The sequence below is a fragment of the Gilliamella sp. CG35 genome, from assembly GCF_046635745.1.
In the GTDB taxonomy this organism is placed as follows: Bacteria; Pseudomonadota; Gammaproteobacteria; order Enterobacterales; family Orbaceae; genus Gilliamella; species Gilliamella apicola_I.
Genome location: NZ_JBIDFH010000012.1, coordinates 55,502 through 78,616, shown reverse-complemented (window position 1 = coordinate 78,616; position 23,115 = coordinate 55,502). Strand labels below are relative to the sequence as shown.

At 34.4% G+C, this 23,115-nt stretch carries 18 protein-coding genes, 3 tRNA genes and 1 rRNA gene; 19 read left to right on the top strand and 3 right to left on the bottom strand.

Annotated elements, in window-relative coordinates:
- Nucleotides 1-208: 208 nt before the first annotated feature.
- The 4 genes from rrf to ACGH4F_RS07110 all read left to right on the top strand — a co-directional run bounded on the left by rrf (nt 209) and on the right by ACGH4F_RS07110 (nt 1,002).
- Nucleotides 209-324: ribosomal RNA gene (gene rrf, locus ACGH4F_RS07125) — 5S ribosomal RNA — on the top strand.
- Nucleotides 325-367: 43 nt separating this feature from the next.
- A tRNA-Asp gene (locus ACGH4F_RS07120) sits at nt 368-444 on the top strand.
- Between the two features lie 8 nt (nt 445-452).
- Nucleotides 453-528 (top strand) — tRNA-Trp (locus tag ACGH4F_RS07115).
- 135 nt (nt 529-663) lie between these two features.
- Nucleotides 664-1,002, top strand: a complete 339-nt coding sequence (locus ACGH4F_RS07110) for a DUF413 domain-containing protein (protein WP_065557810.1) — start codon at nt 664-666, stop codon at nt 1,000-1,002.
- Between the two features lie 5 nt (nt 1,003-1,007).
- Here the strand turns inward: ACGH4F_RS07110 and ACGH4F_RS07105 are convergent, their stop codons facing one another.
- The 3 genes from ACGH4F_RS07105 to znuC form a co-directional block, all read right to left on the bottom strand.
- The gene (locus tag ACGH4F_RS07105; protein ID WP_411590610.1) at nt 1,008-2,531 is read right to left on the bottom strand and encodes a YifB family Mg chelatase-like AAA ATPase; all 1,524 of its coding nucleotides are present in this window, start codon (nt 2,529-2,531) and stop codon (nt 1,008-1,010) included.
- A gap of 122 nt (nt 2,532-2,653) precedes the next feature.
- The gene (znuB, locus tag ACGH4F_RS07100; protein ID WP_411590608.1) at nt 2,654-3,451 is read right to left on the bottom strand and encodes a zinc ABC transporter permease subunit ZnuB; all 798 of its coding nucleotides are present in this window, start codon (nt 3,449-3,451) and stop codon (nt 2,654-2,656) included.
- Between the two features lies 1 nt (nt 3,452).
- Entirely contained in the window at nt 3,453-4,226 is a 774-nt protein-coding gene (znuC, locus tag ACGH4F_RS07095) for a zinc ABC transporter ATP-binding protein ZnuC (RefSeq protein WP_267360448.1), read from the bottom strand.
- A gap of 92 nt (nt 4,227-4,318) precedes the next feature.
- Between znuC and znuA the strand changes: the two genes are divergently transcribed.
- From znuA to purF, 15 genes are all read left to right on the top strand, one after another.
- Nucleotides 4,319-5,269, top strand: a complete 951-nt coding sequence (znuA, locus tag ACGH4F_RS07090) for a zinc ABC transporter substrate-binding protein ZnuA (protein ID WP_411590606.1) — start codon at nt 4,319-4,321, stop codon at nt 5,267-5,269.
- Between the two features lie 31 nt (nt 5,270-5,300).
- Nucleotides 5,301-6,662 (top strand): murein DD-endopeptidase MepM, encoded by a 1,362-nt coding sequence (gene mepM / locus ACGH4F_RS07085; RefSeq protein ID WP_411590605.1) that lies wholly within the window; start codon nt 5,301-5,303, stop codon nt 6,660-6,662.
- Between the two features lie 115 nt (nt 6,663-6,777).
- Entirely contained in the window at nt 6,778-9,117 is a 2,340-nt protein-coding gene (mrcB, locus tag ACGH4F_RS07080) for a bifunctional glycosyl transferase/transpeptidase (protein ID WP_267351451.1), read from the top strand.
- Between the two features lie 10 nt (nt 9,118-9,127).
- Nucleotides 9,128-9,940, top strand: a complete 813-nt coding sequence (mutM, locus tag ACGH4F_RS07075) for a bifunctional DNA-formamidopyrimidine glycosylase/DNA-(apurinic or apyrimidinic site) lyase (protein ID WP_267351453.1) — start codon at nt 9,128-9,130, stop codon at nt 9,938-9,940.
- A gap of 396 nt (nt 9,941-10,336) precedes the next feature.
- Nucleotides 10,337-11,647 carry a Tol-Pal system beta propeller repeat protein TolB gene (tolB, locus tag ACGH4F_RS07070; protein ID WP_411590616.1) on the top strand — a complete coding sequence of 437 codons (1,311 nt, stop codon included), beginning with the start codon at nt 10,337-10,339 and terminating at the stop codon, nt 11,645-11,647.
- A 172-nt stretch (nt 11,648-11,819) separates the two neighbouring features.
- Complete coding sequence (gene pal, locus ACGH4F_RS07065) at nt 11,820-12,299, top strand: peptidoglycan-associated lipoprotein Pal (RefSeq protein WP_267351457.1); 480 nt, start codon at nt 11,820-11,822, stop codon at nt 12,297-12,299.
- A 59-nt stretch (nt 12,300-12,358) separates the two neighbouring features.
- The gene (gene ybgF / locus ACGH4F_RS07060; protein WP_267351458.1) at nt 12,359-13,093 is read left to right on the top strand and encodes a tol-pal system protein YbgF; all 735 of its coding nucleotides are present in this window, start codon (nt 12,359-12,361) and stop codon (nt 13,091-13,093) included.
- A gap of 136 nt (nt 13,094-13,229) precedes the next feature.
- Nucleotides 13,230-13,305 (top strand) — tRNA-Lys (locus ACGH4F_RS07055).
- Nucleotides 13,306-13,738: 433 nt separating this feature from the next.
- Nucleotides 13,739-15,853: a TonB-dependent receptor gene (locus ACGH4F_RS07050; RefSeq protein WP_411590603.1), complete on the top strand. Its 2,115-nt coding sequence runs from the start codon at nt 13,739-13,741 to the stop codon at nt 15,851-15,853.
- Nucleotides 15,854-16,064: 211 nt separating this feature from the next.
- Nucleotides 16,065-17,603: a murein biosynthesis integral membrane protein MurJ gene (gene murJ / locus ACGH4F_RS07045; RefSeq protein ID WP_267360815.1), complete on the top strand. Its 1,539-nt coding sequence runs from the start codon at nt 16,065-16,067 to the stop codon at nt 17,601-17,603.
- A gap of 289 nt (nt 17,604-17,892) precedes the next feature.
- The gene (gene accD / locus ACGH4F_RS07040; RefSeq protein ID WP_267351462.1) at nt 17,893-18,798 is read left to right on the top strand and encodes an acetyl-CoA carboxylase, carboxyltransferase subunit beta; all 906 of its coding nucleotides are present in this window, start codon (nt 17,893-17,895) and stop codon (nt 18,796-18,798) included.
- Nucleotides 18,799-18,801: 3 nt separating this feature from the next.
- Nucleotides 18,802-20,106, top strand: a complete 1,305-nt coding sequence (gene folC, locus ACGH4F_RS07035; protein ID WP_411590615.1) for a bifunctional tetrahydrofolate synthase/dihydrofolate synthase — start codon at nt 18,802-18,804, stop codon at nt 20,104-20,106.
- Complete coding sequence (locus ACGH4F_RS07030; protein WP_411590600.1) at nt 20,087-20,680, top strand: SPOR domain-containing protein; 594 nt, start codon at nt 20,087-20,089, stop codon at nt 20,678-20,680. The genes folC and ACGH4F_RS07030 overlap by 20 nt, the downstream gene beginning before the upstream one ends.
- A gap of 68 nt (nt 20,681-20,748) precedes the next feature.
- Entirely contained in the window at nt 20,749-21,234 is a 486-nt protein-coding gene (locus ACGH4F_RS07025) for a CvpA family protein (RefSeq protein WP_411590614.1), read from the top strand.
- Between the two features lie 18 nt (nt 21,235-21,252).
- On the top strand, nt 21,253-22,770 hold the full coding sequence (gene purF, locus ACGH4F_RS07020; RefSeq protein WP_411590599.1) for an amidophosphoribosyltransferase: 1,518 nt from the start codon (nt 21,253-21,255) through the stop codon (nt 22,768-22,770).
- The last annotated feature ends 345 nt before the right edge of the window (nt 22,771-23,115 follow it).

Sequence of the window (23,115 nt, the reverse complement as noted above, 5' to 3'; positions counted from 1 at the left end):
GTGTAAGTGTAGTGATACATTGAGCTAACTGATACTAATGAACCGAGAGTCTTAACCTTACAACTCGGAGTTGTTTTTGGATACGCGAGAGAGAAGAGAAAATCATCGGAAGGTGGTTAAAGAATGTAGAAACAGTTTGTTCCGGATTGAGGAATTGATGTAAAGATGAGATAATGTACATCAATAGAGAAAGAGAAGACAGGATATGTCTGGCGGTAATAGCGCGGTGGTCCCACCTGACCCCATGCCGAACTCAGAAGTGAAACGCCGTAGTGCCGATGGTAGTGTGGGTATTACCCATGTGAGAGTAGGGTGCCGCCAGACTTTTAAATTTTAAGTTATACTATGTAATCATACCAAATACGGTGGAGCGGTAGTTCAGTTGGTTAGAATACCTGCCTGTCACGCAGGGGGTCGCGGGTTCGAGCCCCGTCCGTTCCGCCACCTTATTTAGGGGCGTAGTTCAATTGGTAGAGCACCGGTCTCCAAAACCGGGTGTTGGGAGTTCGAGACTCTCCGCCCCTGCCACAAAAAATCATGAATTTGTCTTAATTTTAGTCGTTTGATTATTTTTATCTATATAAATAAAAAAAATTTATTTACAGATTTACTTAGTTAATTATAATTTCCGCCCAACTACTTTTACAATCCAGAGGAAAAAAAATGGCTGAAAGTTTTGTAAGTCAACAACGTTTTTTTGATAATAAAAATTATCCACGAGGATTTTCTCGTCATGGTGATTTTACTATTAAAGAAGCACAAATTTTAGAAAAGCATGGTTGTGCATTTAAAGATCTTGATGCAGAAACAAAAAAACCTACTACAGCAGAAGAAAAATCATTTGTTGCAGTTTGTAAAGGTAAAAAAGAGCCTGCAACCGATTTTGAAAAAGTTTGGCTTAAATACCTTTCTCGTATTAATAAACCAAAACGTTTTCATACATTATCGGGTGGAAAACCGCAAATTGATGTAAACGATGATTTTGTCGATAATGATGACTGATTCTGTTAACCAATATTTTTGTGTAATTGAATTAACAGTCTATCCATAGAACGATAACTTAAAGCTTCTGAAATATGTTTTCGTTCTATGTTCTTTGAACCTTCTAAATCCGCAATTGTCCTAGATACTTTCAATATTCGATGCCAAGCTCTAGCTGAAAGTCCTAACTTGATTAAGGCTTGTTCTAAATATTCATTATTATCGTCAGATAATTGGCAATAGTGTTCAATTTCACTTGCTTCTAATTGACTATTTAATTTTTTATTCCTATCAAATTGTGTATTTCTTGCCTGTAAAACTCTTTGCCTAATAGATACTGTTGATTCAGCAGATGCTTTTTTCTGACTTAGTGAACCTTTTGGTAAAAGTGGTACTTCTATAGAGATATCAAATCTATCAAGAAATGGACCAGAAAGTCGGTTCAAATAACGAATGACTTGTTGAGGCGTCGTTCTATTGTGTGTTCCTTGATAATGACCGGTAGGACTTGGATTCATAGCAGCAATAAGTTGGAATTTAGCTGGAAAGCGTATTTTAGCATTTGCTCTTGAAATAATAATTTCACCAGACTCAATGGGTTCTCTTAACGCATCTAAAACTTTACGATTAAATTCAGGTAATTCATCTAAAAATAATACGCCATTATGTGCCAGTGAAATTTCCCCCGGTTTTGGAATTGTTCCTCCACCAACTAGTGCTGCAGTTGACGCGCTATGATGTGGCGATCTAAAAGGCCGTTTACGCCAATTTTTAATTGAACCATTTAGACTGACTAAACTAGTGATAGCTGCACTCTCAAGAGCTTCATCATCGGTTAATGGCGGCAATAAAGAAGTTAACCGAGTGGCTAACATAGTTTTGCCTGTTCCAGGTGGTCCAATAAGCAATAAATTATGTCCACCAGCGGCTGCAATTTCTAAAGCTCTTTTAGCATGTTCTTGGCCTATGACATCTTGTAAATTAACTGTTTCACTTTCTACATCATCATTTAGACGGTAATTTACTTTAGATAAACTCACTTCATGATTGAGATGTTGACACAATTCAAATAAATTATTGGTGATTAATGCATTGCTATGATGAATTAAAGAAATTTCAGACTGATTTTCTGTTGAAATAATTAATGTGCGATGACTTTTTTGTGATGAAATCGCAGCAGGGATAGCACCTTTCACAGCGCGAATATTTCCAGATAGCGCCAGTTCACCTAAAAATTCATATTGCGATAAATCCTGAGCAGGAATTTGCTCCGTTGCCGCTAAAATTGCAATGGCAATCGGCAGATCGAAACGACTTCCTTCTTTAGGAAGATCAGCAGGTGATAGATTTACAGTTATTTTCTTGGCAGGAAACGTAAAACCACTGTTAATAATAGCGCTACGTACCCGATCTTTAGATTCTTTGACTGTTGCTTCAGGCAAACCAACTAATACAAAGCCTGGTAGTCCATTGCTAATATGGACTTCAACATTTATTAATGGTGCTTGTATACCAATAGATGCTCGTGTGTAGATAATTGCAAGTGACATAAAAATAATCATTAATGGTTAAAATGATTTATTATGTTACTTTGTTAAAATGAGAGAAGTGGCTTAATATTGGTTTATTGTGATGTAGTGTCCAATTAACATTGCCATTTTTCTTTGAATAGTTAATTTTTATCAGTAAAAAACTTCGATACAAATAAACACACAAAAAATAAGCCAGCATTACTTAAAACTACTGATGGACTTGTCGGTGTGTCATAGAGAAATGAAAATAGTAAACCACTTAATACCGATATCATTCCAATAATAATTGAAAGTATAGCCATTACTTCAGGTGTTTTGGAAAAGTATCTAGCTGTAGCTGCAGGGATAATAAGTAAAGAGGTGATAATCAGTGCTCCCACGAATTTCATTGCAATACCAATAGTAAAGGCTAATAGGAGTGTTAGAATTAATTTTGTTAATCGAATATTAATACCTTGAATGAAAGCTAATTCTTCATTAACGGTAATAAAAAGAAAATCATTCCAGCGCCATATCAATAATAAACCGATAAATATTACACCAATTACGATTTGAGAGATATCAGTGTAAGTTATTGATAACAGATCACCAAATAAGTAACCCATTAAATCAATCCGTATGTTTCCCATTAGACTGATTACAACTAAACCTAAAGATAACGCACTATGAGCAAGAATACCCAGTAATGTATCAATGGGAAGTTGTTTCTGGGATTCTAACCAAAGTAATCCTAATGCTAAAATCAGTGTCACAAAAATTACTGCATAAAATAGATTAATATTTAATAAAAAACCAAAAGCAATACCGAGTAGAGCTGCATGAGATAAAGTATCACCAAAATAAGACATTCTACGCCAAACAACAAACGTTCCTAATGGACCGGTAATGGTTGTTAAGCTTAATCCAGCTAACAAAGAAGGTAATAATAATTCAATCATTTTAATGATCCCTTTCTATATGCATTAATTTATCATGTTGATGATCAGCCGATGTTCTACATAAGTCATGTTGGTGATTGTGATGATGTTTATACACAGCGATTTGTGATGCGCCATGTTGACCAAATAGTGAAACAAATTCAGGGTCATTTGACACAGTAGCAGGTGTGCCCGAACAACATATATGATGATTCAGACAGATGACTTCATCCGTTTTAGCCATGACTAAATGGAGATCATGCGAGACCATTAATACCCCACAATTAAATTGTTTTTTTGCATTAGCAATTAAATCATATAAAAGAATTTGTCCATTAACATCTACGCCTTGTGTCGGTTCATCAAGAATAAGTAATTGAGGCTGTTTTGCTAAAGCTTGAGCAAGTAAAACACGCTGTAATTCTCCACCCGACAATTGATGCATTGATTTATCGACTAAGTATTCTGCTTTAACAAGTGAAAGCGTTTTTAAAATATCGTCATTTTTTAATTGTTTATTTAACCGCATAAAACGCTTTACAGTAATAGGGAGAGTTGGATTTAAATTTATCGATTGCGGAACATAACCAATTGTTAAATTCGGTAAACGACAAATCTGTCCCGAAGAGTGGGGTAGTAATCCTAATATGACTTTAACCAGCGTTGATTTACCTGCACCATTAGGCCCAAGTAATGTAATAATCTGATTTAGCTTAATAGCTAATGAAATATTATCTAATATTTTTTGATGATTGATTTCAACGGAGACATTTTCAAGTGAAATTAATTGAGTCATGTAACGGGTAGCCCTTGCTCACCTAAATGTTATGTTATATTATAACAATATTAAATTTTATTCTATCATAAATTATAGCATTGGATAATAACGTGAAAAATCATATCGTGAAGACTTTTAAACTGTTTATACAGTATTTAATAATCTTAACCCCAATATTAATAATACAAAGCGCAAGTAATTATGCTAATGCTACGGTTATATCGTCGGTTAAACCGATAGGTTTTATTACTCAAGCTATTACATCAGGCATCACTGATGCAGAAATTCTTTTACCGGACGGTGCTTCTCCTCATACTTATGCATTAAAACCTTCTGATTTAAAGAATATTAAGTCAGCGGAATTAGTTATTTGGGTTGGTGAAGATATGGAAACTTTTATGCCAACCTTATTGAAAAATATCGATAAACAAAAGCAAATTGAATTAATGGAAATTCCTGCAATTAAGACTTTGCTTCGAACTAATCACGATGATCATTCTCATGAAGAAATAAATCATCATCAATCAGACCATGATCATCATGGTGAATATGATGAACATATTTGGCTTTCGCCTGAAATAGCGAAAATTATTGCGCAATCCATTCATGATAAACTTATCACCCTTTATCCAGATAAAAAAATAAAAATTGACGAAAATCTAAACGAATTCACTATAAAATTATCTGAAACAGAACAAAACATTGCAAAAAAATTAATAAACGTCCAAAATAGAGGGTATTTTGTATTTCATGATGCCTATGGGTATTTTGAATCACAGTTTAGATTAAAAAATCTAGGTAGTTTTACTATAAATCCAGCAGTTCAACCGGGCGCTCAAAAAGTTTATGCTATTCAACAAAAGTTAAAAGAACACCAAGCAGTATGTGTTTTTATAGAGCCTCAGTTTAGCCCAGCAATTATTGAAAAATTGGTTAATGGAACAAATGTCAGAATTGGAGAATTGAATCCTTTGGGGACCGATATAATGCCTTCAAAAGATGCGTATTTTCAATTTTTAATGAAATTAACTCAGCAATTGTTGGATTGTTTAGATAAATAATCAGATAGATAATAAATAGTTAAGGTTTATTTTGGCTCGAAAGATTGAAAATCGTCATATTGAAAAAAGCAAAGTGAAATTTCCCTATTTTTCAATATTAGGCGTTCTTCTTGTTGTTATCTTTTTTACGATATTATGGCGACCATTGAATTTGGATCGCACGGTTTATATACCGTTGAATCCTCAAGTTGAAACAACCGTGAATAATACTTCTGTGCCTGTAAGTATTGGAGATGGTCAGGTTGAGTTAGTCGACGGTAATTCAAATTCTACAGTGATAGAATCCTCTGATGAACCGGAAGATGAAATTGTCAAAGATGACTTAGATAAAATCATTGATGAAAAAGATAATACTGTACAATATACCATTGTTCGGGGCGATACCTTACATGATATCTTATTACGCTATAACGTAAATCGAAATGATGTTTATGAATTAACGTCCAAATTTAAACAGCTTGCTAATTTAAGAATTGGTCAACAGTTGATGTGGACAACAGACGATGACCATAATTTACAAAACTTGAACTGGACTATCTCAAGCAACAATATCCGAATGTATGAAAAATCGGGTAATGACTTTGTTGAGAATTCAGAAACGGTCGAAGGAATTTTACAAGAAGTTGTTATTAAAGGTGAAATAAAATCTAATTTTATTGCTGATGCCCGTAAAAGTGGTTTAACTAGTACTGAAATCGGTATTATTACTCGTGCTTTACAATGGCGATTAGATTTTAAACGCTTACAAATTGGCGACAAATTTTCGGTTATTCTGTCTCGTGAGATGCATGGCGACCGTTTATCGAATAGCCAATTGTTAGCGGTTCGCTTCAAAAATGGCTCAAAAGACTATTATGCTGTTCTCGCCGATGACGGTAAATATTATGATATTAATGGAGATAGCTTATCCCAAAGTTTTTTCCGTTATCCATTAGCAAAAAAAGCGCGTGTTTCTTCTCAATTTAATCCTCGTCGTTTACACCCTGTGACAGGAAAAATAGCGCCTCATAATGGTGTTGATTTTGCGGTATCTCGTGGAACACCTGTCTTATCGGTGGGGAATGGTGAAGTTGTGATCGCTAAATATAGTGGATCAGCAGGTAATTATATCGCTATAAGGCATGGGCGTCAGTATATGACGACTTATATGCATTTAGATAAGATTCTCGTTAAACCAGGACAACAGGTTAAACAAGGTGAACAAATAGGATTGTCAGGCAATACTGGACGTTCAACAGGGCCACATTTACATTTCGAATTACATATCAATAATAAACCTGTGAATCCATTAACAGCTAATTTACCTATAGATGAAGGTTTAACAGGTAAATCTAAAAACGCTTTTGTTGCGAAAGTGAAAAGTATTAAACCACGACTAGAATTTAATAATTAATTTTGTAGATACACCATTTTAAGCTAAATATGTGCTAAATAAACAAGGCAGATATATCTTTGAAAAATTGTGTTATGATAACGAAATATATTTTATGACGAATTTTAGGTGAGCTTTGAATACTTCGACTAAATCTACAAAAAAGAAACCTACTCAAAAAGTAAAAAAAAATAAAAATAAAAAACGCTCACTTTGGCGCCGATTTTTGTCATTGCTATTTAAACTGTTTTTAGTTTTTGTGGCTGTGACCGTAATGTATGGTATTTATCTCGATCAACAAATAAAAGAACGCATAGATGGTAATGTTTGGGAATTACCTGCAGCTGTTTATGGTCAAATTATCGATCTTGAGCCAGAAAGTGAATACAGTTTAAGCGATGTTGTAACGTTGTTAATAGGTGCACAATATCGACAACAGGATACGCAAGCTACTCGACCCGGTGAATTCATCGTCAGTAATGATACTGTTGAAATATATCGTCGCCCTTTTACTTTTCCTGATGGTGAAGAACAAGCTTTTCGAGTTAGAATTACGTTCTATGATAATCGAATAGATCGTATTACTAATTTAGATACAGGACGTGATTTTGGATTACTTAAGATCGATCCAAAATTAATTACAATGATGCACTCACCTAATGGAGAACAACGTTTATTTGTTCCTCTCAAAGCATTTCCTGATTCACTGATTAAAACTTTAGTTGCTACTGAGGATAAACGTTTTTATGATCATCATGGCGTGAGTTTATATTCGATTGGGCGAGCAATTTATGTCAACCTTACCACAGGTCGTACCGAAGGTGGAAGCACGTTAACTCAACAAACTGTAAAAAACTTATTTTTAACTAATGAACGTAGTTTAAGCCGTAAAATACGTGAAGCCTATATGGCGATGATTCTTGATGCTCGTTATAGTAAAGAACGTATCTTAGAGTTGTATTTAAACGAAGTTTACTTTGGACAAGCTGGGAGTGAGGAGATCCACGGTTTTCCCCTTGCTAGCCTTTACTATTTTGGTCGTCCTGTTAATGAATTGACGCTCGATCAGCAAGCAGTTCTAGTTGGAATGGTAAAAGGGGCTTCGTTATATAATCCTTGGACGCAACCTAAACAAGTTTTAGAACGCCGAAATGTTGTTCTAAAGCTGACCGAGCAACAAGGAATTATTGATGATGAGTTATATAATCTATTAAGTCAGCGCCCACTATCTGTTTTACCAAAAGGTGGTGTTATTTCGCCACAACCTGCTTTTATGCAAGTTGTTCGTAGTGAATTAAGAAAGCAATTAGGTGATAAAGCAGATCACCTTTCAGGAATGAAGATTTTTACGACATTTGATCCTGTTGCCCAAGCAGCGGCAGAACAATCAGTTACGAATGAAATTGAAAAATTACGTAAATCAACTAATAAAGATTTACAAACAGCCATGGTTATTGTTAGCCGAGAAACCGGCGAAATTCGTGCAATTATTGGTAGTGCAGAGCCTCGTTATCCTGGTTACAACCGTGCATGGTTAACCCGAAGAGCAATTGGTTCACTTGCTAAGCCTTCAACATATTTAACAGCATTAGGGCAACCGGATCGTTTTCAACTTAATACGTGGTTGGATGATTCACCACTTTCAATAAAGCTTGATAATGGTTCGTACTGGCAACCGAAAAATTATGATCGTAAGTTTCGTGATCGTGTCATGTTAGTGGATGCTTTAGCACTTTCGTTAAATGTACCAACCGTCAACTTAGGGATGGCTCTTGGTCTTGATGCGACTAAAAATACCCTACAAGCATTGGGTGTGCCAAGTGATCGTATTACGAATCTACCTTCACGGTTATTAGGTGCTTTAGAGTTAACACCTTTAGAAACAGCACAAATGTTCCAAACGATTGCAAACAATGGACAACGTTCGCCGTTATCTATTTTAAGATATGTACTAACGGATAAGGGAGAATTGGTATATCAAAACTATCCTAAACAGATTCAAGCTGTTTCACAGCAATCAGCCTATTTAACAACTTATGCTATGCAACAAGTTGTGGAATCGGGGACATCACGGTCTCTAAAACGAAAATATGGATCATTTAACTTAGCTGCTAAAACCGGAACCAGTAATGATTCTCGTGATAGTTGGTTTACAGGAATTGATGGTAAAAATGTCGCTGTTGTTTGGATTGGGTTGGATGACCATTCGCCAATGAAATTAACAGGTGCAACAGGTGCATTAAAAATATATAGTGAATACTTACAAAATAATCCACCTAAAAGGTTATCGCTCCCGATACCTCAAAATATCTATATGTTATCGATAGATGATAATGGTCAGTGGCAATGTGATGATCGTAGTGGTCGAAAATTACCTGTTTGGACAACCAATACACAAAGCTTATGTAACAACAATAATCAACCGACTCCAAGTCAGCAAGTACCAACTTGGGTCACTGAAATGTTAAATAATTAGGTGAAATAAAATGCCTGAATTACCCGAAGTGGAAACAAGTCGCCTAGGTATTTTGCCTTATTTAAAAGGGCAAACTATAAAGCAAATAGTAGTTAGGCAACCAAATTTACGTTGGCCTGTTGATGAACTCATTCATCGTTCTCATGGAGAAGTCATTTTGGATGTCAAAAGACGTGCAAAATATTTGTTGATACAGCTAGCACATAATTGGATTATCATTCATTTGGGAATGTCAGGTAGTTTGCGTATTTTACTTGATGAACAACAGGAAGTAGCAAAGCATGATCATATAGACTTGGTTTTAGAAAATGGTGTTGTATTGCGTTATACTGATCCAAGACGTTTTGGTTCATGGCTCTGGGCTAATTCGCTTGAAGAGGTTTCTCAATTAAACCATTTAGGGCCTGAGCCTTTGAGTGATGCGTTTTCAGCAGAGTATCTGTTGGCGCAAGCGAAAAATCGTCAAATACCAATTAAAAGTTGGATTATGGATAATCATATTGTTGTTGGTGTAGGAAATATCTATGCATCGGAATCGTTGCATATGGCAAAAATTAATCCCAATCGAAAAGTGAATTCATTACAATTAGTCGAGTTTGAAAGATTAGTTTCAGCGATCAAGCAAGTACTGACTAAATCGATTAAACAAGGTGGAACGACACTAAAAGACTTTCTTCAATCTAATGGAAAGCCTGGTTATTTTGCTCAAAAATTACAAGTATATGGGCGAGAAGGTCAAGAATGCCATAATTGCAAAACTATAATAAAATCGCAAAAAATAGGTCAGCGGAATACTTTTTTTTGTGATAATTGTCAAAAATAGTAAAAAACAAATGGATACTTATTTTTTTCAAAACAATAAATATGTTAATAAACACACTAGGCTAAAACATCTTTTCAGACAGTTAGAAAATTTTTAATTTTAAAACAATTATTTTTCTTTTTTTGATAACTCAAAAATTAAATTAGCATAACCAATCTTTTTAACAAAAAAAGCGTTAAAATTATATTAACCTTTTTATTCCATATACTATAGACTTGTTATTTAATATCAGCTATCTTTCTTAATGAAAAAGTATGTAGAAATTGTTGAAATATAAAAATTGCCATTTTTAAGTGATAATAATCGTATGTTTTAATTTTTATTACTTTTCTCCAACTACTAATATATAGTGAATCTAACGTAGTTATTTATGTTTAATTTAAGGAATTTAAGATGATCAAATACGCCTCTCGCTTTTTGATAATTTGTTCTATATTTTTATTTGCTTTAATCAGTAATAGTTGGGCAGATAATACAGGGATTCAAATAAATATTACTGAAGGTGTCAGTACCGCAAAGCCTATTGCTGTTTCACCATTTAAATGGACAGGATCGGGAGAACCACCCCAAATAATTGAAAATATTATTGCATCTGACTTACGCAATAGCGGTAAATTTAATCCAATCGATATCGCAAATATGCCACAAAAACCGACAACCGCATCTGAAGTTAATTCTGCTGTATGGAAAAATCTTGGCGTTTCAGCTGTTGTCGTCGGTTCAATTCAACCTGATGCTTCAGGGAAATACCACATTACTTATCAATTAATCGACACCGTTGATAAACCGGGTGCTATTTTGGCTGAAAACCAATTTACAATAAGTCAACGTTGGGTGCGTTTAGCCGCACATTCGGCAAGTGATGAGATATTCGAATCACTTACTGGAATTAAAGGGGCCTTTAGAACACGCATCGCTTATGTTGTAGAGACCAACAGAGGGCCGTACACGCATGAATTAAGAGTGTCTGACTATGATGGTTATGATCAAGTAACCGTTCATCGTTCTAAAGCTCCACTTATGTCACCAACTTGGTCTCCGGATGGTAAAAAATTAGCGTTTGTTACTTTCGAAAGTGGAAATTCTGCATTGGTCATGAAAAATTTAGAAAACGGCGCCATTGAAACCGTTGCTTCTTTCCCTCGACACAATGGTGCTCCCGCATTTTCACCTGATGGTACAAAGTTGGCATTTGCACTTTCTAAAGATGGTAACTTAAATATTTATATTAAAGATTTAAATTCTAAACAAATCACTCAAATTACAACCGGTCGAAGTAATAATACTGAACCTTCTTGGATGCCAGATAGCCAAACAATTGTTTATACGTCAGATCAAGCTGGACGTCCACAACTTTACAGTATCAATATAAATGGTGGTACACCTCAAAGATTAACATGGGATAATACTCAAAATCAGAATGCTCGTGTTTCTCCAGATGGATCGTTTATTGCAATGATTTCAACCAACAATGGTGAACAACACATCACGAAATATGATATGGCAACCAAAACCTACCAAAGGTTGACTGATACATTTTTGGATGAGACTCCAAGTATTGCGCCAAATGGTACCATGATTATTTACAGTTCGACGAAAGGATTAGGATCGATTTTGAATCTTGTTTCGACTGATGGCTTTTTCAAAGCTGAATTACCCGTATCAGATGGACAAGTGAAATTTCCATCTTGGTCACCTTATTTATAAATTACTGTCAAAATTGATAAATTAAAATGATAAATATTCAATTTATACTGAAGAGTTAAGAAATATAATATATCAACTTTATTTCCAAACTGGTAACAAACGATATTTGAAATCAGTTGGATCGGCTAAAAATAAATATTAATTTATTTAAAAACACAAAGGAGTTATTACAATGCAATTCTCTAAATATCTTAAGGTAGCAGCTATAGCTTTACCATTAATTGCTTTGACAGCATGTTCTTCTAAAAATGGTACCGACGCGAATGGTAATTTTAGCGATACTTTAACAAGAGAAGATCGTGCTTTGCTTGCAAGATTACAACAACAAGAAATGAATACTGTCTATTTCGATTTTGATAAATATAATGTTAAACCTGAATATAATCGCATGTTAGATGTTCATGCAGGTTTCTTACGTGCTCATACTTCAATGAAAGTTGTGATTCAAGGGCATGCTGATGAACGAGGAACACCAGAATATAATATTGCACTTGGTGAACGCCGTGCTGTAGCTGTTGCTTCTTATCTACAAGCGAATGGTGTCTCTTCTAGCCAAATGCTGATAAGATCATTTGGTAAAATGCAACCTGCCGTATTAGGTCATGATGAAGCTGCGTACGCTAAAAATCGTCGAGCGGTTGTTGTATATTAATTATATTTCATAACGGCTGAATGTTCAGCCGTTAATTTTTTTATATTGAGTTTTCATTTATGCATAAAAAAATAATTACATCACTCATATTGCTTTTGTTTACCGGTTACGGTTATGCAGCAAGTAATGCTGAATTAGAAAGAATGATACAAGCACAAGGACAGTTATTGATTGAGAGTCAGCAAAAGATTAGTGATTTACAATCGGATGTAGATACCTTACGTGGTCAATTGGAAGATACCAAATATCAACTAAATCAGACTATTGAACGTCAAAAAATGATTTTACAACAGATGACCAATGGTACCGAATTCTCATCAAATCAAACTAACAACTCATCTAATCAATCAGCATCACAAACTACCCAAACTGAATCGAGTGCAACTTCATCAAATTTAATAAATTGGACAACCACAGGAAATGATAAAACCGATTATAATTTTATTATGCAATTTATTAGTGATGCTAATCAAAGTAATGAACTCATTTTAGCTTTTAAAAAGTTTTTAGAAACTTACCCAAAATCGATATATCGTGCTAATGTGAATTATTGGCTTGGTCAAGTTTATTATAAGCAAGGTAAAAAAGATGATGCGACGTTTCATTATGCAACGGTAGTGAAAGATTTTGCAAACTCAGCGAAAGCACCAGATAGTCTTTATAAAGTAGGCTTGATTTTACTTGAAAAAGGAGATAATAAGAATGCTAAAGCTGTTTTTCAACAAGTAGTCAATAAATACCCTAAAGATAAAAATGCGGTGAACCTTGCCAAAAAGAAACTCGCTTCACTTTAGTCAAAACGTATGAAAAACCAGCTTTTGAAAAAAAGCTTTCAGAAAAGGGTTGCATTACCTAATAATTATAAGTAATATAGCAACCCGAAATTGCTTGTACCTATAGCAAAAAAGGTGCAAAGCGTCTCTTCATAATGGGTTGTTAGCTCAGTCGGTAGAGCAGCGGACTTTTAATCCGTTTGTCGAGCGTTCGAATCGCTCACGACCCACCACTTTCTCTCTTTCAAAATCAAATTAGCAATCAATTGAATTTAACAAATCTTAGTGATCATATTTATCGGAAATAATATTAAACCATTATTCTGTTAAGCTTAAAAGATGGGTTAACACAACAAAAGGGTTAAAAAATTATGTTCATTTGTTAAATTTTCTCGATTTTAAAGCAATCTATTTTACAGCCTATCTATAGGATAGGGTAAATACAGAGACCTCCTTTTAATTAAATATACTCAAACCGCAATCCATTTAAACAACCATTGAATAACGCTTAATTTCAGTTAGATTTTAATATTCTTTGTCGCAATATTTTTATAAAACAGAAAATAAGTTGTAAATGTAAATAATAATCATTATCATATTTATTGTTGCTTTAACTTTAGCCAACTGAAACAAATTATAATAAAATGATAAAAGATAGGAAAAACAATGAAATTAAGTCATCAATTCGCTATTTTTGGGCTAATAAGTACAGTACCCTTTGTTAGCGCTCAAGATAAAATAGACGATGTTGCAAACATCGAAACAATGAAGGTTGTTGCCAACATTACCGATATCAATGACCAGCGAATAAAAAAATCATCAACCGCGACAAAAATGCCATTTGATATTAAAGATATACCTCAATCCATTAATTCCGTTAACATTGATCAAGAAAAAATTTTTGGACAAAATGATTTAAGTGTAATCGTCAATAAATTACCCGGTGTTGATACTACTTATGATATGCGGGATGAAGGCATAAAAATACGCGGTTTTTCCGCAAGTTCTGGCGATATTTATCGGGATGGTGTCCGTGCAAGTGGGCAAGTTAGGCAAAGTACAGCCAATATTGAACGCGTGGAAATATTAAAAGGTCCCGCTTCGGTACTCTATGGTCGTGGTTCTGGTGGGGGAATGATAAATATGATTAGTAAACAAGCTAATTTTGATTCACCTGCTGTTTTAAGCTTACGTAGTGGTTCATGGGATAAATATGGCGGTATGGTCGATATTAATCATGTTGTCGATGAGAAACTAGCGATCCGAATGACAGTTGATCACCAATCAGAAAAAAGTTTTCGCAAAGGAATTAAACAAAGAGACACCATGGTATCGCCAAGTATACTCTATGATAATTTAGACGGGTTTAATTGGTTAGTACAATATACTCATGATCACCTATGGCGTAAACCAGACCGAGGACCAGCTTACTATAATTTACCAAAAGGGGTTTCAATTAAAACAACCTATGCGCATCCTGATGATTACGTAAAAGATAATTTTAAATCATTACGTTCGGTGATAGGTTTTGAATTTAATGACGATTGGTCACTAAAATTAACTAACCTTTATCGTCAAGCGAGTCAAAATTTTGACCATATTTATGGTGGTGATTATTGTCATTTAAATGGCAAAACAAATAGTGGAAAAACGTGTAACTATGCAGGAAAACTACAATTTCGACGAGCTTGGCAAGAAACAGATAATAAAACCTATAGTAATACACTCGATGTAATAGGCAAATTTACTACAGCAAGTATCGGTCATGATATGTTAGTCGGCATTGAATATAATATTGAAAAACGTCAACCTAGATTAGCATTAACGAGTGTTTACCCTGAAGTCGTTGATCCTTACCATCCACACTGGAATTCTAAAAAACCACATTACAATAAGCTAAATACTAAAACGAATCATAAAGCGACTTCAAAAGGGATTTATTGGCAAGATTTAATGAGTTTTACATCACAATGGAAATTGTTGATGGGCTTACGCTATGACAATTACGAATTTGCATCAGATGATAAAATTAAACATCAAAGCCGTTCATATAATGGTCACTCGTTAAGCCCTCGAATCGGTTTAATTTGGCAACCTATCGAATCGCAAAGTTTTTATGCTTCCTATAGTAAAAATTTTGCACCTTATGGTGGACGAGGACTGATTACCATTTCAACAGACTCGAAAACGGTTTACGATAATAAACCACAATATTCAAGGCAATATGAAATAGGCGTAAAAAGTGATTGGTTAAATGATAAATTATCTTCTCAAATTGCACTTTATAATCTTGAATTATACAACGTTCGTTATCAACCCGATGCGGTGAACGATCCTTATAATTGGCAGGTAAAAGGCAGTGACCGTAGTCAAGGTATCGAGCTAAGTATCATCGGACAATTAACACCAAAATGGTACATTAACAGCGGTATTGGTTATCAGCAAGCTAAAGTTCATAAAGATAAAAAAATGCCAGTTAATCAAGGAAAATATTTGCCCAATACATCTAAGCATAGCGGTTACTTAAATATACGTTATTTGCCTTATAACAATTGGTTTACTGAAGTTGAGGTTAATTATAAGGGATCAATGTTTAATGATGATAAAAATCAATTAAAACGTCCTGGGTATGTTGTATGGAATGCTGCAATAGGGTATCAATCTTCTTCTTTTGAAATGACTTTTGCAGTAACAAATTTATTAGGAAAAGAATATTGGCGTTCAAGTAGTATGCCTGGCACGCCTAGAGCTGTATTGTTAACTGCAAGTTATAAATTATAACCAATGAAGAAATAAAAGCGGAATGAAATAAAAATCCTATATTGAATAATTGATGATAATATTTGTCTGATTAGTATTTCAATCCGCTTATTGTTTGAATGGTAACAATATTTCAATTCATAAACATTATTATTTATAAAAAAGCATGGTGAAATAAATGAATAATTTGTAGACTATGCCTATCATTTGTTTTTTGGCTCCTATCTTATCTATGAATTTATTAAAATCTTTAGCCACTGTAAGTTCAATGACAATGGTATCTCGAGTTTTAGGCTTTGTTCGAGATGCAATAATTGCACGTTTTTTTGGTGCAGGAATGGCTACCGATGCGTTTTTTGTGGCTTTTAAACTTCCTAATTTATTGAGACGAATATTTGCTGAAGGGGCTTTTTCACAAGCATTTGTCCCTATTTTGGCTGAATACAAAAATCAACAAGGGATCGAGGCAACACGGACTTTTATTGCGTATGTTGCCGGTCTATTAACATTAGTATTGGCTATCGTTACGTTAATTGGGGTAATGACTGCACCTTTTATCATTATGCTGACAGCGCCAGGTTTTATGCAAGAATCTATCGACAAATTTGAACTTGCAACCATCATGCTTCGCATCACTTTCCCCTATATCTTTTTTATTTCACTTGCTTCATTAGTTGGTGCCGTACTTAATACGTGGAATCGCTTTTCGGTTCCTGCTTTCGTGCCGACATTGCTTAATATTAGCATGATTGTATTTACGCTATTTTTAACGCCTTATTTTAATCCACCGGTGCTGGCATTAGCGGTATCTGTCGTAGTCGGCGGCATTTTACAATTGCTTTATCAACTTCCGACTTTAAAAAAGATAGGTATGCTAGTGCTACCTCGTATCAATTTAAAAGATAGTGGTGTATGGCGAGTGTTGAAACAAATGGGGCCTGCAATTTTAGGGGTATCCGTTGGGCAAATATCTCTAATCATTAATACGATTTTTGCTTCTTTCTTAATTTCGGGATCGGTTTCATGGATGTATTATGCTGACCGATTAATGGAGTTCCCAGCTGGCGTACTGGGTGTTGCATTGGGTACCATTTTATTGCCGTCATTAGCTAAAAGCTTTTCAAATGGTGATCATAAACAATATTCGGAATTATTAGATTGGGGATTACGTCTCTGTTTTTTATTGGCTTTGCCAAGCACGGTCGCATTAGGTGTAATTTCTCGTCCACTTATCTCAACACTCTTTGAATATGGACAATTTACAATAAATGACACATTAATGACACAACGTGCTTTAATAGCTTATTCTATCGGTTTACTTGGACTTATTCTAATCAAAGTTTTGGCACCCGCTTTCTATTCCAGACAAGATATTAAGACACCTGTCAAAATTGCGATTGTCACATTAATTTTAACGCAACTAATGAATATGGTTTTTATTGGTCCACTACAACATGCTGGTCTTTCGTTATCAATTGGGCTGGCAGCATGTTTTAATGCTGGATTATTATTTTGGCAATTACGTAAAAAGGAACTTTATCAACCACAGCCAGGTTGGGGTAAATTTTTAATTAAAATTGTGATAGCGGTACTGTTAATGTCATTAGTGTTATGGTTTGGATCGAAATTATTACCAGATTGGTCAACGGGTTCAATGTTAATGCGAATAAGTCGTTTATTGTTATTGGTCACGGTAGGTATCGTTATCTATTTTGCATCATTGATTGCAATGGGGTTTAAAATCAGGCATTTCATTAAACGAATTGATTAAATGATTTTTTCAAAATTTTATGAATAAACCGAATTATTGTAAGCATACCGCTTAATTGAAGTAGAGGCTGTCTTTATGACTTAAATGCAATAATTTAATCTAAAATATTCAGTTGGTTGGATATTAAAATCAGCGTTAAAATGAAAAAATACGATTGTTTGGTAAAAGAATATTTTTTACAAACATGGTTAACAAATAAGATAAATTTAAAACAACTATTAAGAATTAGCACAAAGTATTATACAATAGCCCGATATTTTCTAGAGTATAGCACAATGAGAGAATCATAATGAGCTGGATTGAAAAGATTTTAAGTAAAAATAATATATCATCAGATCATAAAAAAGCGAATATACCCGGTGGCGTTTGGACAAAATGCAGTAACTGTGAACAAGTCATTTACCAAGCTGAATTAGATCGTAATTTAGAGGTTTGTCCTAAGTGTGATCACCATATGCATATCCCTGCGCGCGTCAGGTTATACCATTTTTTAGATGAGGATTCAGATGTAGAAATTGGAACTGATCTTGCGCCAAAAGATATTTTAAAATTCAAAGATACTAAAAAATACAAAGACCGTTTAACTGCGGCTCAAAAAGAGACACGCGAAAAAGAAGCTATGGTTGTCATGAAAGGAACATTACTTGGTATTCCTGTTGTGGTTGCCTGTTTTGAATTCGCTTTCATTGGTGGATCGATGTCATCAGTTGTTGGGGCTTTATTTACCCGTGCTGCTGAACAAGCGATAGCCGATAAATGCCCGTTAATTTGTTTTTCAACAAGTGGCGGTGCAAGAATGCAAGAAGCACTTTATTCATTGATGCAAATGGCTAAAACCAGTGCAATACTTGCTAAAATGCAAGATGAAGGTTTACCTTATATTTCTGTCATGACCGATCCGACTATGGGTGGGGTTTCAGCTAGTTTAGCGATGCTAGGTGATATTAACATTGCCGAACCCAAAGCATTAATTGGTTTTGCAGGCCCACGCGTTATTCAACAAACTGTACGGGAAACTTTACCAGAAGGATTCCAACGAAGTGAGTTTTTACTGGAAAAAGGCGCAATTGATATGATCATTCATCGTAAAGAAATGAGACCTAAAATTGCCAGCCTAATTGCAAAATTAATGAAACTTCCCGATCCATTTAATGATGTGAATAACGATGAAATGACAATTGATGAGACAGTTTAATTGATCATGCAAAATGAAAAACCTAATGCCATGTCTGACTTAAAGACATGGCTTTGTTATTTAGAGCAACTGCATCCTACTACTATTGATATGGGATTAGAGCGAGTAAAAATCATTGCTCAGCGTTTAGATATTTTGCAACCCGCTCCCTATGTTATTACGGTTGCAGGAACTAATGGCAAAGGTACAACTTGCCGAACATTGGAAATGATTTTACTCGCTTCAAAACGAAAAGTTGGCGTATATAGCTCTCCTCATTTATTACGTTTCACAGAGCGAGTAAGAATTAATAATCAAGAGTCAACAGCCCAAGAAACGGTTAACGCATTTTTAGAAATTGAAAAAGTTCGTGGTGATATTTCTTTAACTTATTTTGAATATGCAACACTTGCAGCACTTTATCAGTTTAAAAAAGCAAAATTAGATGTAGTTGTGTTGGAAGTTGGGTTAGGTGGACGACTGGATGCAACCAACATTGTTGATGCAGATATTGCTGTTATCACAACAATAGACATTGATCATGTAGATTATCTTGGAAATACTCGAGAAAGTATTGGGCGTGAAAAAGCCGGTATTTTTAAATCGAAAAGCATTGCTGTTGTTGGTGAGCAAAATGTTCCTGTCACCATTCCATTGGTGGCAGAATCAGTTAACTGTCCTATCTATACGGTAAATAGCGATTGGTCTTATCAACAAATTAATGATAATCAATGGTCTTTTGAATCCCCCTTGGCAAATTATCATCATTTACCGATAGCCAATGTTCCGTTAGCTAATGCTGCGACAGCAATTGCAGCATTAAGTTATTCTTCTTTAAATATTACCCAAGACGATATCGTTAAAGGATTAAAACAAGCAAGCTTAGTTGGCAGATTTCAGACGCTACAATATTCACCATTGGTTATTATTGATGTTGCTCATAACCCACATGCTGCAACTTATTTAATTAAACAATTAGCTCAATTAAAAGCTAAACAATCCAAAACAGGTAAAATAAGATTTGTTATTGGCATGTTGAAAGATAAAGATATAAAAAGTACATTATCCATTTTACAAGGCGATGTATGGTATTGCGCGACACTCTATGGTGAGCGGGGTTGCAAAGCTGAAGTATTAAAGCAATACTTGCTTGATAAAGAAGAAACCACTGTTTTAACATTTGATCATGTGGCGGATGCTTATCAAAAAGCAATGCAAGATGCCAAAGATAATGATATTATCGTCGTATGTGGTTCATTTCATACGGTAGCTGAAGTTTTAGAGCAATATGAATTAAGTGAAATTAATCATGACGAAAGACAAAAATAACGCTTCAAATAATCAAAATAGAATGAGAAATCGACTTGTTGGTTTTGCCACTTTATTACTTATTTTAGCTTTGATAGCACCATGGATCATCACCGATAAATCGAATACAACAACATCGACTACGCCTATTTTGCAACCGAACATAGTGAATCAGCAGTTTCAATCTGTCGAACATACTCCTGATGACAGCTTTACACAAAATAACTCAAGTGAGGTTGCTAATTTTCCTTATGCACTAGACACAGACCAAAATCCAAGTTCATTAATTTCACCTGAAATCAATGCAGAAGATGTCAATGAACCGATAACGACAGATCAAATGGTCACAACTACGCAAGATTCAAAATTATATATGATTCAGATAGCGGCATTAAGAAACAAGCAAAAGATTGAAGAACTTGTTGCGTTATTACGATTAAACAACTATAACGTTAAAGTTATTCCTAAAAAACCAGAACCTAACCAATTAATAAAATTACAAGTTGGGCCTTATGCTAAAAGGGAGCAAGCAGAACAAGTAATCGATAATCTTAATAATTTAACAAAACAAAAAAGCATTATTATTACTAATTAAAAAAATTTGTTCAAAAATAAAAGTAATAAATAATATCTCCTATAAATAATTAATTGTGAGTTACTATGATGAATTGGATTGATTTTACTATTATTGGCGTAATAATTTTTTCCGCCATGGTCAGTATAATACGGGGCTTTGTTCGAGAAGCATTATCTCTGATTAGTTGGGTGCTGGCATTTTTCATTGCGAGCCGATTTTATGCTTATATTACTCAGTATTTAACCTATTTTGATAGCGAATTGATCCGTACTTCTGTCGCAATAGCTATCCTTTTCTTAGCGACATTACTCGTTTGCTCATTTATTTCTTATGTTATTGGCTTATTAGTCCAAAAAACAGGTTTATCAGGGACAGATCGAGTATTAGGCATCTGCTTTGGTGCATTACGTGGAATATTAGTGGTTTCAGCTGTTCTCTTTTTTATTGATACTTTCACTCCCTTCTCGCAATCGCAATACTGGAAAGAATCACAACTTATTCCCCATTTTCATGTTATTATTCGTTGGTTTTTTGATTTTATACAACATTCGTCTTCATTTTTAGTGCAGTAATTTTGAGGTAATCATTGTATGTGTGGTGTTGTTGGTATTTTAGGATGTAGCACAGTTAACCAATCTATCTATGATGCATTGACTGTATTGCAGCATCGAGGTCAAGATGCAGCGGGTATTGTAACTATTGATGAACAAAACTGCTTTCGTTTACGTAAAGCAAATGGTTTAGTTAAAGATGTTTTTCAAGAACATCATATGCAACGTTTGCAAGGTACATTAGGAATTGGACATGTACGGTATCCTACAGCAGGAAGTTCAAGTCCTTCAGAAGCTCAACCCTTCTACGTTAATTCGCCTTATGGCATAGCACTTGCACATAATGGTAACTTAACCAATGCTAACGAATTACGAAATAAAGTATTTGAATTAGCAAGACGCCATATTAACACTAATTCTGATTCAGAAGTGCTACTTAATATTTTCGCCAGTGAATTAGACAAATTTCCAACTTATCCTCTTTCTGCAGATAATATTTTTACCGCTATACGTCATGTACATAATATTATTAAAGGCGCTTACGCTTGTGTCGCAATGATTATTGGGCATGGATTGGTTGCATTTCGTGATCCCTATGGCATTCGTCCTTTAGTTATTGGTAAACGCATTTTAAATAATCAAAAAGTGGAGTATATGGTTGCTTCTGAAAGTGTTGCTTTAGATATACTTGATTTCGAATTTATACGTGATGTCGAACCCGGCGAAGCGATTTATATTACACAAGATGGGCAATTTTATTCACAACAATGTTCAGACAATCCCCAATATTATCCATGTATCTTTGAATACGTTTATTTTGCACGACCCGATTCGTTCATGAATGGGGTATCGGTTTATCAATCACGTATATTGATGGGACAAAAATTAGGTAAAAAAATAGCACGAGAATGGAAAGATGTTGATATTGATGTTGTGATTCCAATTCCTGAAACATCTTGCGATGCTGCGCTTGAGATTGCTAGAATTTTAAATAAACCCTATCGGCAGGGCTTTGTCAAAAATCGTTATGTTGGACGAACATTTATTATGCCAGGTCAAGCTACACGCAAACTTTCTGTAAGACGTAAACTTAATGCTAATCGCATTGAATTTGAAGGAAAGAATGTCCTTCTTGTCGATGACTCTATTGTTCGAGGTACAACTTCGGAAAAAATTTTGGAAATGGTTCGCTCTGTTGGTGCTAAAAAAGTTTATTTAGCTTCGGCTGCGCCAGAGATTAGGCATCCTAATGTATATGGAATTGACATGCCAACAGCCAGTGAGCTTATCGCTTATAATCGCACAGTCGAGCAAATTGCTAAAGATATTGGTGCAGATAGACTTATTTTTCAGGATCTATCTGACTTAATCGACTCAATCCGTGAAGAGAACCCTAAGATTCATCATTTCGAGTGTTCAGTGTTTGATGGGCAATATATTACAGACGGTATTGATGAAAGCTATTTGCTTCAATTAGAACAAACAAGAAATCAAAATCAAAAAGCTTTTAATAGTAAAGAATCAGAAAATCTTGAAATATATAATGAAGAACAATAATTAGTATTCTTGCTGAAAATGACATTTTTATAAAAAAAGATACTAATATTCTAATATTTCTATCTTTTTTATCTGCTTTATTTAGTATTATATAAAGAGAACTAATGTATTATTAATATTATCAAATTGATAAATAAATCCCACGTTTTATTTTAATCTATCTCTCCTCATATTTTGAAGACATTTTCATCAAATCTTTACAAATATTTTAAAAAAGTTATTGAACAATGACTTCTTTGTAATATAATCTTAAAAAAAGTAATTTTTTGTAAAGAATTTTAAAGACAATAAAAATGCTATCGTTTTTTTATTCTAAACAAAGAAGCTTTTTTATCAAAAAGCTGA